Annotated in this window: 13 protein-coding genes and 1 tRNA gene; 9 read left to right on the top strand and 5 right to left on the bottom strand. The window is 65.2% G+C overall.

Annotation, left to right across the window (positions count from 1 at the left end; translation table 11 throughout):
* Positions 1-78 precede the first annotated feature (78 nt).
* The 5 genes from ABS88_RS09425 to ABS88_RS09445 form a co-directional block, all read right to left on the bottom strand.
* Positions 79-2,184, bottom strand: a complete 2,106-nt coding sequence (locus ABS88_RS09425) for a TonB-dependent receptor (protein WP_286749652.1) — start codon at positions 2,182-2,184, stop codon at positions 79-81.
* Positions 2,185-2,270: 86 nt separating this feature from the next.
* Positions 2,271-3,317, bottom strand: coding sequence for a FecR family protein (locus tag ABS88_RS09430; protein ID WP_286749653.1), 1,047 nt, complete (start codon positions 3,315-3,317; stop codon positions 2,271-2,273).
* On the bottom strand, positions 3,317-3,826 hold the full coding sequence (locus ABS88_RS09435) for an RNA polymerase sigma factor (RefSeq protein WP_286749654.1): 510 nt from the start codon (positions 3,824-3,826) through the stop codon (positions 3,317-3,319). The genes ABS88_RS09430 and ABS88_RS09435 overlap by 1 nt, the downstream gene beginning before the upstream one ends.
* Positions 3,827-4,138: 312 nt before the next feature.
* Positions 4,139-5,383 (bottom strand): tyrosine-type recombinase/integrase, encoded by a 1,245-nt coding sequence (locus ABS88_RS09440; RefSeq protein ID WP_286749655.1) that lies wholly within the window; start codon positions 5,381-5,383, stop codon positions 4,139-4,141.
* Positions 5,384-5,551: 168 nt separating this feature from the next.
* Positions 5,552-5,641, bottom strand: a tRNA-Ser gene (locus tag ABS88_RS09445).
* Between the two features lie 141 nt (positions 5,642-5,782).
* Between ABS88_RS09445 and ABS88_RS09450 the strand changes: the two genes are divergently transcribed.
* The 9 genes from ABS88_RS09450 to ABS88_RS09490 all read left to right on the top strand — a co-directional run bounded on the left by ABS88_RS09450 (position 5,783) and on the right by ABS88_RS09490 (position 14,311).
* Positions 5,783-6,850: a lytic murein transglycosylase gene (locus tag ABS88_RS09450; RefSeq protein WP_076075373.1), complete on the top strand. Its 1,068-nt coding sequence runs from the start codon at positions 5,783-5,785 to the stop codon at positions 6,848-6,850.
* Complete coding sequence (locus tag ABS88_RS09455) at positions 6,834-7,796, top strand: septal ring lytic transglycosylase RlpA family protein (RefSeq protein WP_104959661.1); 963 nt, start codon at positions 6,834-6,836, stop codon at positions 7,794-7,796. The genes ABS88_RS09450 and ABS88_RS09455 overlap by 17 nt, the downstream gene beginning before the upstream one ends.
* 10 nt (positions 7,797-7,806) lie before the next feature.
* Complete coding sequence (locus tag ABS88_RS09460; RefSeq protein WP_083675084.1) at positions 7,807-9,033, top strand: D-alanyl-D-alanine carboxypeptidase family protein; 1,227 nt, start codon at positions 7,807-7,809, stop codon at positions 9,031-9,033.
* Entirely contained in the window at positions 9,027-9,656 is a 630-nt protein-coding gene (gene tmk / locus ABS88_RS09465) for a dTMP kinase (protein WP_076077835.1), read from the top strand. Before ABS88_RS09460 ends, tmk begins: the two co-directional genes overlap by 7 nt.
* Positions 9,656-10,624, top strand: coding sequence for a DNA polymerase III subunit delta' (locus ABS88_RS09470; RefSeq protein ID WP_104959662.1), 969 nt, complete (start codon positions 9,656-9,658; stop codon positions 10,622-10,624). Before tmk ends, ABS88_RS09470 begins: the two co-directional genes overlap by 1 nt.
* Before the next feature lie 382 nt (positions 10,625-11,006).
* A complete protein-coding gene (gene metG / locus ABS88_RS09475) occupies positions 11,007-12,581 on the top strand; it encodes a methionine--tRNA ligase (RefSeq protein ID WP_076075363.1) in 1,575 nt (524 codons plus the stop codon).
* Positions 12,581-13,357, top strand: coding sequence for a TatD family hydrolase (locus ABS88_RS09480; protein WP_076075360.1), 777 nt, complete (start codon positions 12,581-12,583; stop codon positions 13,355-13,357). Before metG ends, ABS88_RS09480 begins: the two co-directional genes overlap by 1 nt.
* Positions 13,358-13,370: 13 nt before the next feature.
* Positions 13,371-14,135, top strand: coding sequence for an MBL fold metallo-hydrolase (locus ABS88_RS09485; RefSeq protein WP_076075358.1), 765 nt, complete (start codon positions 13,371-13,373; stop codon positions 14,133-14,135).
* Complete coding sequence (locus ABS88_RS09490) at positions 14,132-14,311, top strand: hypothetical protein (RefSeq protein ID WP_067106587.1); 180 nt, start codon at positions 14,132-14,134, stop codon at positions 14,309-14,311. The genes ABS88_RS09485 and ABS88_RS09490 overlap by 4 nt, the downstream gene beginning before the upstream one ends.
* Positions 14,312-14,340 lie beyond the last annotated feature (29 nt).

Raw genomic sequence — 14,340 nt, forward strand, 5'->3', positions numbered from 1 at the left:
ATCAAAACCAGTCGGCCGACTAAATCCCCGGGATGAAGGGGTCCTTTTTGCACGCCGATCACCCCACGAAGGGGGTGCCTATTGCACGCTGATCCTCAAGTTCTTCTTATCGCGCGTATAGCGCAGGCCCGCTGTGAGCTTTAATTCCGAGCTGATATCATAATACGCCTCACCGAATAACGCCCAGCTTTCCAGCTTGTAGGGATTAGATGATCGGAAATAATTGTGTCCCTCGCCATCGATGCTTTCAACAGAATTAGGATCAATGTAGGGGCAAAACTTGGCCTCTTCAATGGGTATTTCTGCACCTTTAACATTTCCGAACGCCACCCTATTACAGTGCGTCATAGTTCCCGTTTCATTAAACGGCCCTATCATAGCAAGAGCCGTTAGGGCATTGCTCATGACATAATAGTCGTCCTGAGTTTTGAATTTCGTGTAATTACCACCTATGCTGAAATTGAATGGACCAGAGAAATCGGATTGCAGGCGCACCTCTTGAGCGAACTGTTTTGAATAGGCCGAAGAGATATCGAAGGTCGCAAGTGTGTCGGAGCAACCGATCTGGGGATCGCAGAAAACTCCACCGGGCATCATGCCCTGATAGGGGCTTGGATTGCCGTTAAAATCCACCCAGCTGGATGAATCATTGAAGATCGGCAGAGTGTTGAAGCGATTATAATCCTGAAAGCTATAAACCTTGTCCCAATTGAAGGCTGTCTGCGATGACAGCGTCAGGGCATCAGACAGGTCGACGTCCAGGTTAAGCGCAAGAATATCCGACTTGGCGCGATAGATCGGATCGCGGACCGATGCTATTTCTCGCAGATCGCGCGATTGCATCATCCCTCCATAGGGATCCGCATTGGGGTCAATGATACTTGCCTTATCACTAACAGAGGGTCTGCCCCCGGTAGGAAAATAGCGACCGCCAAATGTAAAATCGGCAAAGGCCAAGCCATTGACATAGGCGAGCGCCAGCCCATTGGGCGTACCAAAGGCCGCGTCGTCATAGAGGCTTCCCGCTTTGCAGCCGGTGCTGAACATCGCCGCCCGTAACCCTTGGTAGTTGGCATAGATGGCGCTCGGGTTAGCTTCGCGCGTGGGCGTCGACCCAATCATGTCCGGGCTGTCATCGTGATGGCAAAGCTGCTTGCCAGTACGCGAGCGGTTGTCGTTCTCATGGAAGCGTTCCCAGATGAAATTGCCACGCAACCATTCGTTCTCGAAGCCTAATGTCGCCCGCAAGGAATAAAGATCGCGTCCATTGATGCGGTTCTTCGTCACCGAATTATAGTCATAGCCGTCGCGGTCGGTCATCGACCCGGCGACGCGCAGCCCGAAGGCATCAGGTACGATCGGAATGTTGAGCATCCCGACCATGCGGCGACTGTTGTAATTGCCGACCTCGCCCTTGATGCTGCCCTCGAATTTTCCCAGCTTCGGCTTGGCGGTGATTAGGTTGATGACGCCGCCCGTGGCATTGCGGCCGTAAAGTGTGCCCTGCGGCCCGCGCAGTACCTCCAGCCGCTCCATGTCGAAGAATTCCTGCTCGAAGAAGCGGTTCTTAATCATGCCTACATTGTTGAAGCTGACCGCGACGCCGGGATCACTGGTGGCGGAAATCGCCTTGGTTCCGATGCCGCGGATCGAAACGTTGTAGCCCGAAAAGTTCGATTTGCTGAACGTCAAATTCGGCACAGCGCGCATGATGTCGGCGCCGCTCTCGATCTTCTGCTCTTCCAGATTCTTCTGCGACAGCGCGGTCATCGCGATCGGCACGTCCTGAATGGACTCGACGCGCTTCTGAGCGGTGACGACGATTTCGTTGCCGGCGTAGCCTGCGTCATCGGCGGCCGAATTGTCAGCCACGGCCCGCGTCACCACATAGACCCCTTCGGCGTTGCGGTGGGCAGCCATGCCGCTGCCACGCAGCAGCGCAGACAGGGCCGCGTCGGCGGTGTAGCTGCCTTTCAATGCCGGGCTGCGCTTGCCGCGAAGCGCGTCGCCATCGAAAATCACCTGCACACCGCTTTCCTGCGCAAAGGCGCGAAGCGCGGCTGCCAAATCCTGCGCCGGAATGTTGAAGCTGGTGGCCTGCTGCGCAAGAACAGGCGTCGGCGCGACGCAAGCGACGATCGCGGCGGTGGCAAGCCCGGACAGCAGATGCGGCCTGAAAGACATAGATCACTCCCCCATTTGTTACCGGGGGAATCCCTTTATGCCTCCCCCTATAGTAGATGACGGATGACCCTCGAATCTGCGCCCCATTATTTTTCGGACGCCGGAATCTTCTTTGAAAAGAGACGGATTTCCGAGCCTTCCGTGCGCGCGCCGATCGGGAAGATTTCGGACACTCCGCTGATGAAGCCGCGCGTGTCGCCCGCGTCGAACACGCCATTGACGCGATAGGAAGCCGCCGCCACGTCGCCCACGACCATCGGCGTGTCGGCATATCGGTTCATGCGCTCGACCGCGCGGGCCAGCGGCTCGTCGATGAAGGTCAGGCGACCGCCTTCCCATGACAGGGATTTGGCGGTGTCGGCGGCAACGATGCTCGCCGCGCCCGTCGAAAGGTTGGCGACCAATTCTTGACCCGGATTAAGTTGCGCCTCTTTGCCGCCGCGGTCGCCGATGCGGACGGGGGACGGCTCCTTGCCAGGCGTGTCCGCCAGAATGGCGACATGCCCCTCGTAAAGCAGGACACGCATCTGGTCGCGCAGCAGCTCGACGCTAAACGCTGTGCCGGTCGCTACCACCGTCCTGTTTGCGGCCGTCACCGTGAACGGACGCAACGGGTCTTTCGCAACGTCGAATTTCGCGCGCCCGCGTTCGAGGACGAGCGTTCGCTTGTCGCCCGAATAGTCGATGCTGACCCGGCTGGACGCATCGAGCGAGACGCGCGAACCGTCCGCCAGCCGAACGACGCGCCGCTCGCCTACGCCCGTCGCATAAACATCGGGACCGCTGGCGAGATACCATAAGCCGCTGCCGATCATCAGCATCAGCATCGCCGCCATAGCGAAGACTCGCCCCCACCGACGATGCCACCAGCCGAATTGCAGGCCGCGCGCTTTCTCCATCGTCGTCAGCGCCTTCGCGCGGAGCGACAGGAAGCCCGGCATTTCGGCAATGGCATCGGTGCCTTTCCAGACCGTCACCATTTCGTCGAAGGCCTCGCGGTGGCGCGTGTCGGCACGGAGCCACGCGTCGAACTCGGACTGTTCAGCCGGGGTCAGCGCGCGCTCGGCCATGCGCCAGCACCATTCGGCCGCCTGCTCCTCATAGTCGGGTGCGCTATCGTTCGCCGGGCGCATCAGCTTCGCCCTCCGATACGGCGGGCAAGGAACACCATGGCGCGCGAAATATGCTTTTCGACCGTCCGCACGTTGAAGCCGAAGTTGTCGGCGATCACCTGCTTGGCGATATTCTCGACGCGGTAGAGGATGAAAATCTGCTGGGTCGGTTCGGGTAGCGCCTGAACGGCGGCCCAAAGCGCCCCGATCGTCTCGCGCGCGGCGGCGATCCGGTGCGGGTCGAGCGGGTCAATGCCCTGTTCCTCGTCCAGCCGCATCGCCTGATGCGCGGCGAAGCGGGAGCGATTGCTGCGCTGATGGTCGCGGAGCAAGTTCGTCGCGATGCGGAAAATGAACGCTTCGGTCGAATCGACATGATCGGTGCGTGTTTGGGCGAGACGGGCGAATACCTCCTGCGTCATGTCCTCGGCCTCTGCATGACTCGAAACTCTCCGCAAGAAAAACGCAACAAGGGCTGGCCGGAACTTCCGGCTCAATCGTTCAAGGTCGGAGGCTGGCTCCGTGACCATGCGCTATTCATCCTCTCCGAAAACTATGACGTGTCAGGAGCGATTTTGCGCCCCACTATTTTCGGGAAGGGCGATTTTGATCGAAAGCGGTGGCGACGGGGCTGCGATGCTACGCATCGAGCTAACATTTCAGATACACACCTCACGCACGGGTGCATGGCGGTTTTCTGCCACTTTTCGAGGGTGCGATTAGACAGCGCATGGCCGTGCCGATCATCAAAACCGCGTATTTCCGCCACTTTTCGAGACTGCTATCCGCATCCTCATCTTGTCGGCATGGCAGACATTCATGCCCGCAGAAAAAGCCGCCCTTTATCCGGCTTTCTTGCCGGGAAGCGGCACCACATTGCCCGCGCCAGCCGTCCCGCTCGCGCAATAGCGCCCCCATGCGGTCATCAGCTTCACGCGAGCGCCCGGCTGGTCGGCGGTGCCGAGATAGGTCGTGCGTCGATAGGCAGCCTGCACGGCGTCCGGGGTCTTGTGGGCCAGCGCGGCCTCGACCACGGCATCGGCAAAGCCCTCGTTCGCGGCCCAGTCGGTGAAGGCCGAACGGAAGCCGTGGACGTGGTATGGTTCGCTCATGTCGCGTAGGACTTTGAGCAGCGTCATATCCGACATCGGCTTGCCGCCTACGCCGGGGAATACGACGTCGGCTTCCGCCATCCTGAACGCCGCCGCCTTCGCCAGCACCGCCAGAGCCGCGTCAGAGAGCGGAACCATGTGCGCCTTGTTCCGCTTCATATGGTCGGCGGGAATGGTCCATAGGCGGCTCTCAAGGTCAAATTCGGCCCATGTCGCCAAGCGGACTTCCTGCGAACGGACGCTGGACAGGATGAGCAGTTCCAGCGCCAGCCGCCCGAACGAGGGCTTGCGCTGCAACGCCACCATGAAGGCAGGCACGGCGACATAGGGCATGGCCTTACGGTTCGCGCGTTCCTTCACCTGCCGGGGCAGGCCGCGCCCGGCTTTCAAGCTCCCGTTGCCCGATGGGGCTTCGGCAGAGCGCCAGCCCTTGGCATGGGCGTAATCGAGGACCGCGCAAATCCGATTGCGGACTTGGCGCGCCGTTTCGGGAATGTCCTGCCAGATCGGCGACAGCGCGGCGATGATGTCGGGCGAGGTGATGCCGCCGGTCGGAATATCGCCCAGCTTCGCGAAGGCGTGGTTTTCCAGACTGGCGAGCCACTGGCGGGCATAGACAGCGCTTTTCCAGCCCGCCTTGTTCTCGGCATGATACTGCTTAGCCGCTTCGCGAAACGTCACCTTCGCGGCGGCTTCGTCCTTTTTCTCGGCCAAGACGTCGCGCCGTTCGACCTTGACCGCCTTACGCAGCGCGCCGGCCTTCTCGCGGGCTTCCGCCAGCGTCAGCAGCTTGGCGCTGCCCAGCCCCATGTCCTGTCGCTTTCCGTCGCGCTGCAAGCGCAGGAGCCAGTAGGCCCCGCCGTGCTTGTCCACCTTCAAGAACAGCCCGTCTCCATCCTGATAAGTACCGGGACTAGTCAGGGCCGCCTTGACCGCTATCGCTGTGAGTTTACCCATCGGATTCTCTCCCCACACTTTGAGGCGTCAAATGTGGGAGCACGCCGATCTCTCCCCACATTTCTCCCCACACTACGCTTCGGCTGCACACGGACGGCAGCGGATGCGAGCGGAAAGCCGCAGGCATAATAAGCTAGGTTTTCTGGGATTTCTAGGGACTTCTACGGAAGTCCCCGGAACGAAAAATGGTGGACAGGGTGGGATTCGAACCCACGGTGAGCTTGCACCCACGGCGGTTTTCAAGACCGCTGCCTTAAACCACTCGGCCACCTGTCCTTTGCGGACGCCATAGCGTGCGGATGACACGCGGCAAGCGAAACATCCCGCCACGGCCCGGCGCGGCTTTGACTCGGGTCGTCGCAGCATCGCGCGTTCAAGGCTGGTGCATCGGCGTCATTCCTTGCCTATGGGTAAGCGATGACACGCAGCAAGCAATTCGGATTCGGGCGCCTTTTCCGTTCTTCGGCCACGATATTGTCGGCTTGGCTGCTGGCCGCTTCGGCGCCGGTGCAGGCCCAGGCGAGCGGCGACGCGGGGTTCGATACCTATGTCCAGTCGCTGTGGCCCAAGGCGCAGGCGCGCGGCGTATCGCGAACGACTTTCGACAGCGTGACGGCGGGGCTGCGCTACAATGCGCGGGTGGTGGCGCTCGACCGCGACAATCTGGGCAGTCCGCCGACACCCGACACGCCGATTCCGGCCTTCGCTCCGTACAAGGCCAAGCATGTCGACGCCGCGCGGATCAACGGCGGGCGACGCGTCCACGACCGGCTGCTGCCGCTGCTGTCGCGCATCGAGCAGCGCACGGGTGTTCCGACGAGCATCATGATCGCGATCTTCGGCCACGAAACCGCCTATGGCGCGGTGACAGGCAATTTCGATCTGCCCGAAGCGCTTGCGACGCTCGCCTATGAGGGGCGGCGGCGCAGCCTGTTCGAGCCCGAGTTCCTCGCGACGCTGGAAATGGTCGAGAAGGGCGTGCCACGCAGCGTGCTGAAAGGAAGCTGGGCCGGCGCCTTCGGCTATCCGCAATTCCTGCCCTCGGTCTATCTGCAGGTCGCCGAGGACGGCGACGGCGACGGCGTCGCGCGCATCTGGTCGAGCGAAGCCGACGCGATCGAATCGATCGGCGCCTATCTGCGCCGCGCCGGCTGGCGGCAGGGCGAGCCGTGGGGCGTCGCGGTGCGCGTTCCGGACGGCTTCGACCGCGTCCGCTTCGCGACGCGCCTCCAGCCGACGCGCTGTCCGCGGGTGTTCGCGCGCTACAGCCGCTGGCGCAGCATGGCCGAATGGCGCGCCGACGGTTTCCAGCCGATCGGCGGCCGCTGGCCCGACGGCGCGATCCAGGCGACGCTGCTCGAGCCCGACGGCCCGGGCAAGACCGCCTATTTGCTGACCGGCAATTATCGTGCGATACTCGACTATAATTGCTCCAACTTTTATGCGCTGTCTGTGGGGTTGCTGGCCGATGAGATCGATCGTTAGGGGCGGGGTACTGGCCGGAGCGGCATTGCTGCTGTCGGCCTGTGGGGGTTTCGGCGGCGAGCGCGGCGGGTCCGCTCCGGGGCCTGCGCCCGCACCGGTGCCCGCGACCGCCGACGGCCCGGCGATGCTGGGCGAGCCCTATGCGATCGGCGGCGTCACCTACACCCCCGCCGATATCCCCGATTATGACGAGGTCGGCTACGCGGGCCTGTATGGCGATGAACGCGCCGGAAACCCCACCGCGAACGGCGAGACCTTCGACCCCGCCGCGATCAGCGCGGCGCACAAGACGCTGCCGCTGCCAAGCTATGTCGAGGTCACCGCGCTCGATACCGGACGCACGATCCTGGTGCGCATCAACGATCGCGGGCCGATGGCGAACGACCGGCTGATCGACCTGTCGCGCGGCGCGGCGCAGCAGCTCGGCCTGACCGACGGCGTGGCGGCGGTGCGCGTGCGGCGCACCAATCCGCCCGCCGCCGAAAGAGCGCAGCTTCGCGCGGGCAGGGCAGTGCCCGAGCGGCTGGCCACTCCCGATTCGCTGCTCGCCATTCTGCGCACCAAGCTGAAGGACGTGCCGAAACCCAAGCCCGCTGCCGTCGCGGCGCCGCAGCCGGCCGCCCCGATCGCGTCGGGCCACGCGAAGCCGGGCGACGACCGCTTCATCGTCGAGGGACCCGCTGCCGCGGCCGCGCCCAAGGCACCGGAAAAGCCCGCGGCGGCGCCGGCAGCGACCGGCGGCGGCTATGTCGTGCAGGTCGCGGCGTTCAGCACCGAAGCGCGCGCCGCCGCCGCGGCGAAGACGGTCGGCGGCACGGTAAGCCGGGCCGGCAAGCTGTGGCGCGTGCGGATCGGCCCCTTCGCCAGCGACGGCGAGGCGCAGGGCGCGCTGGGCAAGGCGAAGGCGAAGGGGTTCCGCGACGCCGTCGTTATACGCGACCGCTGAGACGCCTCGCATGATGTCGCAACGCTTCCCGATCGCGAAGGGCGGTGGCGCCGCGCTGGCCGCGACGCTGGCGCTGCTGCTGGCGCCGGCCGCGGCGCCCGCCGACGGCGGTCCGCCCGCGGCGCCGGTCAGCCGCCCGCTCTATGTGACGCAGGCGCCGATCGTGATGCTGAAGGACATGGATTCGGGCGCCATCCTGTTCGAGCGCGGCGCCGACAAGCGCTTTGCGCCGGCATCGATGGCCAAGGTGATGACCGCCTATGTCGTGCTCGACCTGATCGAGAGCGGCAAGCTGTCGCGCGACGCCGTCTTCACCGTCAGCGAGGCGACGTGGCGGAAATGGAACGGCGGCAACGGCGGATCGACGATGTTCCTGCGCGCGGGCGAGAAGGTTTCGGTCGACGAGCTGCTGAAGGGGCTGATCACCGTTTCGGGCAATGACGCCGCGGCGGCGCTGGCGGTCGGCATCGACGGCAGCGAGGAAGCTTTCGTCAAGCGAATGAATGTAGTGGCGGCCGGGATTGGCATGACGTCGAGCCGATTCGGAACCCCGAGCGGCTGGCCCGACGGCGGTATCACCAAGGTCAGCGCGGCCGACCTGATCACGCTGGCCGACCGGCTGATCCGCGACCATCCCAAGGGTTATGCGCGCTATTTCGCGATCCCCAAACTCCAGCATGGCAAGGCGCCCGACGGCACGCCGATCGTCCAGCCGAACCGCAACCCGATCCTCGGACGCTTTGCCGGTGCCGACGGGCTCAAGACCGGACACACAGCCGAAGCGGGCTATTGCTTTCTCGGCTCCGCGAAACGGGACGGCCGGCGGCTGATCATGGTCGTCGCCGGCATGGCCAGCGAAAAAGCGCGCCGCGACGAGGCCGAGCGGCTGATGAACTGGGGCTTCGGCGCGTGGGAAGGGCGCGAGATTGCCTCCGCCGGCGCGGCCGTCGGCCGTCTCGCCGTCGAGCGGGGGAGAGCCCCGGTGGTCGCCGCCGAAGCGGCGATCCCGGTGCGCATGACGGTGCCCAAAGGCTATCAGGGCGGATTTCGCGCGACGATGCGCGCCACGGCGCCGCTGACCGCGCCGGTCGCGCGCGGCGACCGGATCGCCGAGCTGGTCGTCGCGCCCGACGGCCTGCCGCCGCAAACCACCCCGCTGCTGGCCGCCGCCGACGTCGGCCGGGGCGGCTGGTGGGCGCGCATGCGCACCGGCTTCTATCGGCTGACCGGCTGGTGAGCGGGCGCTTCATCACGCTGGAAGGCGGGGAGGGGGTCGGCAAGTCGACCCAGATCCGCGCGCTGGCCGCCGCGCTCGCCGCGCGGGGACTCGAGGCGCTCGTCACGCGCGAGCCGGGGGGCAGCCCCGGCGCCGAGGCGATCCGCGCGCTGCTGATGGAGGGTGCCGACGACCGCTGGGACGCGCGCAGCGAGGCGCTGCTGTTCGCCGCCGCGCGCGCCGACCATGTCGCGCGCACGATCCGCCCGGCGCTCGCGCGCGGGGCGTGGGTGCTGTGCGACCGCTTCGTCGATTCGTCGCGCGCCTATCAGGGCGGCGGCGGCGGAATCACCGACGCCGATATCCTGATGCTCCACGGTTTCGGATCGCTGGGACTGTTGCCCGACCGGACCTTCCTGCTGACCGCGCGCGCCGAGGAGGTCGGGCGCCGCCTGGCGGTGCGCGATGCCGACGGCGCCGACCGCATGGGAAGCAAGCCGGATGATTATCAGGCGCGGCTCGTCCGCCGCTTCGCCGAAATGGCGGCCGCCGAGCCCGGCCGCTGGCGCGTGATCGACGCCGAGGCGCCGGCGGAGGCGGTCACCGCCGCGATCCTGACCAGCCTTGCGGACTGGCTGCCGTGATGATCGGGCATCAGGAGGCCGAGAAGGCCATCATCGACGCGTGGAGCGCCGGGTGCCTGCATCATGCGTGGCTGCTCGCCGGGCCGCAGGGCATCGGCAAGGCGGCCTTCGCGTCGCGCGTCGCGCGCTTCCTTGTCACCCACGATGCCGGTGGAGAGGGCGGGGCGATCGCGCTCGACGACCCCGGCGACGGCGCGGCGGGGCGGCTGGTCGAGGCGGGCAATCACCCCGAGATCGTCCGGCTGGAACGCCAGCCCAAGGAAAAGGGCAAGGACCTCGCGCGCAACATCACCATCGACCAGGTGCGCACGATGATCCGGCGTCTGTATCTGTCGCTGTCGCTCGGCCACTGGCGCGTGGTGATCATCGACGCGGTCGACGACCTCGAGACTGACGGCGCCAATGCGCTGCTCAAGACGCTGGAAGAGCCGCCGGCGCGGACGGTGTTCCTGCTGGTCAGTCATTCGCCGGGGCGCTTGCTGCCGACGATCCGGTCGCGGTGCCGGACCCTGCGTTTTCAACCGCTTGACCCTGACGTCATGACGGCGTGGCTGCACGAATTGCGCCCGATGCTCGACCGCGCAGAGGCGCGCGCGATCGTCGCGGCGTCGGGCGGGGTGCCGGGCAAGGCGCTGGCGTTGATCGACAGCGACGTCGCCGCAATGGAGAAGAAACTGCTCGCGATCGCAGCGGGCGGCGATCCCGACAACCGGCTGCGCGAGGCGCTGGCGCGCGAGGTCGGGGGGGCGAGCAATCGGGCGCGGCTGGAACTGGTGATCGACATCGTACCGGGTCTGCTCGCGCGGCTCGCCCGCGAACGCCCGGTGAGCGAGATCGCGCCGGTGCTCGCCGGTTGGGACCGCGTGCAGCGCACCGTCCGCGACGCGGTGCGCGGATCCTACGACGGGGCGATGGTCGGGTTCGAGATCGGCAATTGCCTGGCGGAACTGGCGCCGCGCGAGGGGTGAGGGGCCGGATTTGGGTATTGTCCGGTTAGACTTTGATGACTTTGGATTGACCTACTTTCGTCATTGCGAGCGGAGCGAAGCAATCCAGAGCGGTTACCGCACGCTCTGGATTGCCGCGCGGCTTCGCCGCTCGCAATGACGATTCCATTCTATGTCATCACACTCTAGAAACCGTTCCCCGGCGAAAGCCGGGGTCCATGCGGGACAGCGCTATAACATCTGGACCCCGACTTTCGTCGGGGAACGAACCTTAATTTGCCTGAAGACAGATATGCCGGTTTGTTTCAACACGACGATGATGAAAGGAGAGCTATCGATCCGCTTCAGCCTTTGTGACGGCCCGGCCCTTTCCCAACGGCGCCGCAGCCGCTAAGGCGCGCGCATGTCCGCAGAGAAAATCCCCTTCTACATCACCACCGCGATCAGCTATCCCAACGGTCGCCCGCATATCGGCCATGCCTATGAGGCGATCGCGACCGACGTCATGGCGCGGTTCCAGCGCGCGCAGGGGCGCGACGTGCGGATGGTCACCGGCACCGACGAGCATGGGCTGAAGATGTTCCAGACGGCGCGCGATCAGGGCCGCGCGACGATCGATCTCGCCGATGAAATGTCCGGTTATTTCCGCGAGATGTACGCCAAACTGAATATCGGCTACGATCATTTCATGCGCACGTCGGACCCTGCGCACCACCGGGCGTCGCAAGCGATCTGGCGCGCGATGGAGGCGAACGGCGACCTTTATCTCGACCGCTACGAGGGCTGGTATTCGGTTCGCGACGAGGCCTTCTACGACGAGGACGAACTGACCGAAGGGGAGGGAGACGTCCGCCTGTCGCCGCAGGGCACGCCGGTCGAGTGGACGGTCGAGGAAAGCTGGTTCTTCCGCCTGTCGGCCTATCAGGACCGATTGCTCGCGCTGTATCGCGATCATCCCGACTTCATCCGCCCCGAAAGCCGGCGCAACGAAGTGCTGCGCTTCGTCGAGGGCGGTCTAAAGGATCTGTCGGTCTCGCGCACCAGCTTCGACTGGGGGGTGCCGGTGCCGGATTCGCCGGGGCACGTCATGTATGTGTGGGTCGACGCGCTGACGACCTATCTGTCGGGGATCGGCTATCCCGACCGCGACGGCGAATTCGATCGCTTCTGGCCCGCCGACATTCACATGATCGGCAAGGATATCGTGCGTTTTCATACGGTTTACTGGCCGGCTTTCCTGATGAGCGCCGGCCTGCCGCTGCCGAAGCAGGTGTTCGGGCACGGCTTTCTGCTCAATCGCGGCGAGAAGATGTCGAAATCGCTCGGCAATGTCGTCGATCCGATGGACCTCGCCGAACGCTTCGGGGTCGATACGCTGCGCTATTATCTGCTGCGCGAGGTGAGCTTCGGCCACGACGGCAGCTATTCGGCCGAGGCGATCGTGCGCACCGCCAATGCCGACCTGGCGAACAGCTTCGGTAATCTGGCGCAACGCAGCTTGTCGATGATTTTCAAGAATCTGGACGGCGACGTTTCGTCGGATTATCAGGAAGCGCCCGAGGATGCGGCGCTGCTGGCCGACGTGCTGGTGATGGCGCGCGACCGGCTGCCGCGTGCGTTCGGCGATCTCGCTTTCTCGGTGGGCATCGAGGACTGGCTGCGCGCGGTCTTCGCGTGCAATCAATATGTCGACACGCAGGCGCCGTGGGCGCTGCGCAAGACCGATCCCGAGCGGATGCGCGCGGTGCTGATGACGCTGTTCCAGGCGGTGCGCGCGCTGGCGATCGCGATCCGTCCCGTGGTGCCTGCCTCGGCCGACCGGCTGCTCGACCAGATGGGCGTCGCCGCGCGCGACAGCGCGGCGCTCGCCGACGACGGCTGGTTCGCGGCGCTGGCGGCGAGCGGCTTCGCGGTCGGCCAGCCGGTGCCGATCTTCCCGCGCCTCGACCTGCCCGAAGGGGAGGAGGCGGCCGCCTGATGCTCGTCGATTCGCATTGCCATCTCAATTACAAGGGGCTTGCCGAGCGGCAGGGCGAGGCGCTCGCCCGCGCGCGCGAGCGCGGCGTGACCGCGATGCTCAACATCGCGACGCGCGAGAGCGAATGGGACGCGGTGCTCGCGGTGGCCGAGGCGAACGCCGACGTCTGGGCGAGCGTCGGGATCCATCCGCACGACGCCGACGGCCATCCCGACGTCGACACCGCGAAGCTGGTCGAGCGCGCCGCGCATCCGCGCGTGATCGGCATCGGCGAGACGGGGCTCGACTATTATTACGACAAGAGCGACCGGGGCCGGCAGCGCGACAGCTTTCGCCGGCATATCCATGCCGCGCAGCAGAGCGGACTGCCGATCATCGTCCATACGCGCGAGGCCGAGGCCGACACGCTGGCGCTGCTGGGCGAGGAGATGGGCAGGGCGCCCTACGCCGGCGTGATCCACTGCTTCACCGCGAGCGACGATTTTGCGCGCGGGGCGCTCGACCTCGGCCTCTATATCTCGATCTCGGGCATCGTGACCTTCCGCAACGCCGCCGACCTGCAGGCAACGGCGCGCTGGCTGCCGCAGGAGCGGCTGCTCGTCGAGACCGACGCCCCCTTCCTCGCCCCCGTCCCGCACCGCGGCAAGCCCGGCGAACCCGCTTTCGTCGCTGATACGCTGGCCTTTCTTGCCGAACTGCGCGGCGAGGACCGCGGCGCGCTCGCGGCCGCGACCAGCGAAAATTTCTATCGTCTTTTCAGCAAGGCGCAGCCATGACGTCGCACCACGTATGAAGCTGCGGATTCTGGGTTGCGGGACGTCGTCGGGGGTCCCGCGCATCGGCGGCGACTGGGGGCGCTGCGACCCCGACAATGCGCGCAACTTGCGCAGCCGTGCCTCGATCCTCGTTTCGCTCGGTGGGTTCCGGCTGCTCGTCGACACCAGCCCCGACATGCGGCTCCAGCTGCTCGACGCGGGGGTGGGCGAGGTCGATGCGGTGATCTGGACGCACGAACATGCTGACCATTGCCACGGGCTCGACGATCTGCGGCAGATCATGCATCTGCGCGGCTCGGCGGTGCCGGCCTATGCGCGCGGCAATGTGCTCGACATATTGAAATGGCGCTTCACCTATGCCTTTGTCGGCAACGCCGGCTATCCGGCGTCGGTCGATCCGATCGATCTGGCCGATCATCAGGCGATCGGGCCGATCGAAGTGTCGGCAATCGACATGCCGCACGGGCCAATCAAGGCGACCGGGCTCATCTTCAGCGACGGTGCGCACAGGATCGGCTACGCCACTGATTTTTCGAGATTTACCGACGATATGGTCGATTTCTTCCAGGGCGTCGACCTGTTCGTCATCGACGCGCTGCGCCGCTATCCGCACCCGACGCATCCGCATCTGGCGATGACGCTCGAAGGATTGCGCAAGGTCGGCGATCCGCGCGCGATCATCACGCACATGGACAACACGATGGATTATGACGAACTGGCGGACGAATTGCCGCCGGGCGTCGAACCGGGCTATGACGGGTTGGAGGTGCAGCTATGACGATGGAAACCGGCGCCAACATCCTGTGGTTCGCGATGGCCTTCACGCTGGTGCTGAGCGCGCTGGTCGTGCGGCGGCTGCCGGCGGCCGACTGGATCAAGATGGGGCTCGCGTGGGTGGCGATCTTCGCGCTCGTATTCCTGGCGATCCGAACCTATCAGCTCGCCGCGGGGTGAGGTCCACCTCCCTTCCCGTATCGAATATT

The sequence above is a fragment of the Sphingopyxis sp. SCN 67-31 genome (genome assembly GCF_001725095.1).

What these genes read in the sequence shown, in the direction of transcription:
- ABS88_RS09435 (WP_286749654.1), bottom strand. Translation starts at nt 3,826, where the DNA reads ATGGTCACGGAGCCAGCCTCCGACCTTGAACGATTGAGCCGGAAGTTC.
- metG (WP_076075363.1), top strand. Translation starts at nt 11,007, where the DNA reads ATGTCCGCAGAGAAAATCCCCTTCTACATCACCACCGCGATCAGCTAT.
- ABS88_RS09460 (WP_083675084.1), top strand. Translation starts at nt 7,807, where the DNA reads ATGATGTCGCAACGCTTCCCGATCGCGAAGGGCGGTGGCGCCGCGCTG.
- ABS88_RS09480 (WP_076075360.1), top strand. Translation starts at nt 12,581, where the DNA reads ATGCTCGTCGATTCGCATTGCCATCTCAATTACAAGGGGCTTGCCGAG.
- ABS88_RS09470 (WP_104959662.1), top strand. Translation starts at nt 9,656, where the DNA reads ATGATCGGGCATCAGGAGGCCGAGAAGGCCATCATCGACGCGTGGAGC.
- ABS88_RS09450 (WP_076075373.1), top strand. Translation starts at nt 5,783, where the DNA reads ATGACACGCAGCAAGCAATTCGGATTCGGGCGCCTTTTCCGTTCTTCG.
- ABS88_RS09430 (WP_286749653.1), bottom strand. Translation starts at nt 3,317, where the DNA reads ATGCGCCCGGCGAACGATAGCGCACCCGACTATGAGGAGCAGGCGGCC.
- ABS88_RS09455 (WP_104959661.1), top strand. Translation starts at nt 6,834, where the DNA reads ATGAGATCGATCGTTAGGGGCGGGGTACTGGCCGGAGCGGCATTGCTG.
- ABS88_RS09485 (WP_076075358.1), top strand. Translation starts at nt 13,371, where the DNA reads ATGAAGCTGCGGATTCTGGGTTGCGGGACGTCGTCGGGGGTCCCGCGC.
- ABS88_RS09425 (WP_286749652.1), bottom strand. Translation starts at nt 2,184, where the DNA reads ATGTCTTTCAGGCCGCATCTGCTGTCCGGGCTTGCCACCGCCGCGATC.
- ABS88_RS09490 (WP_067106587.1), top strand. Translation starts at nt 14,132, where the DNA reads ATGACGATGGAAACCGGCGCCAACATCCTGTGGTTCGCGATGGCCTTC.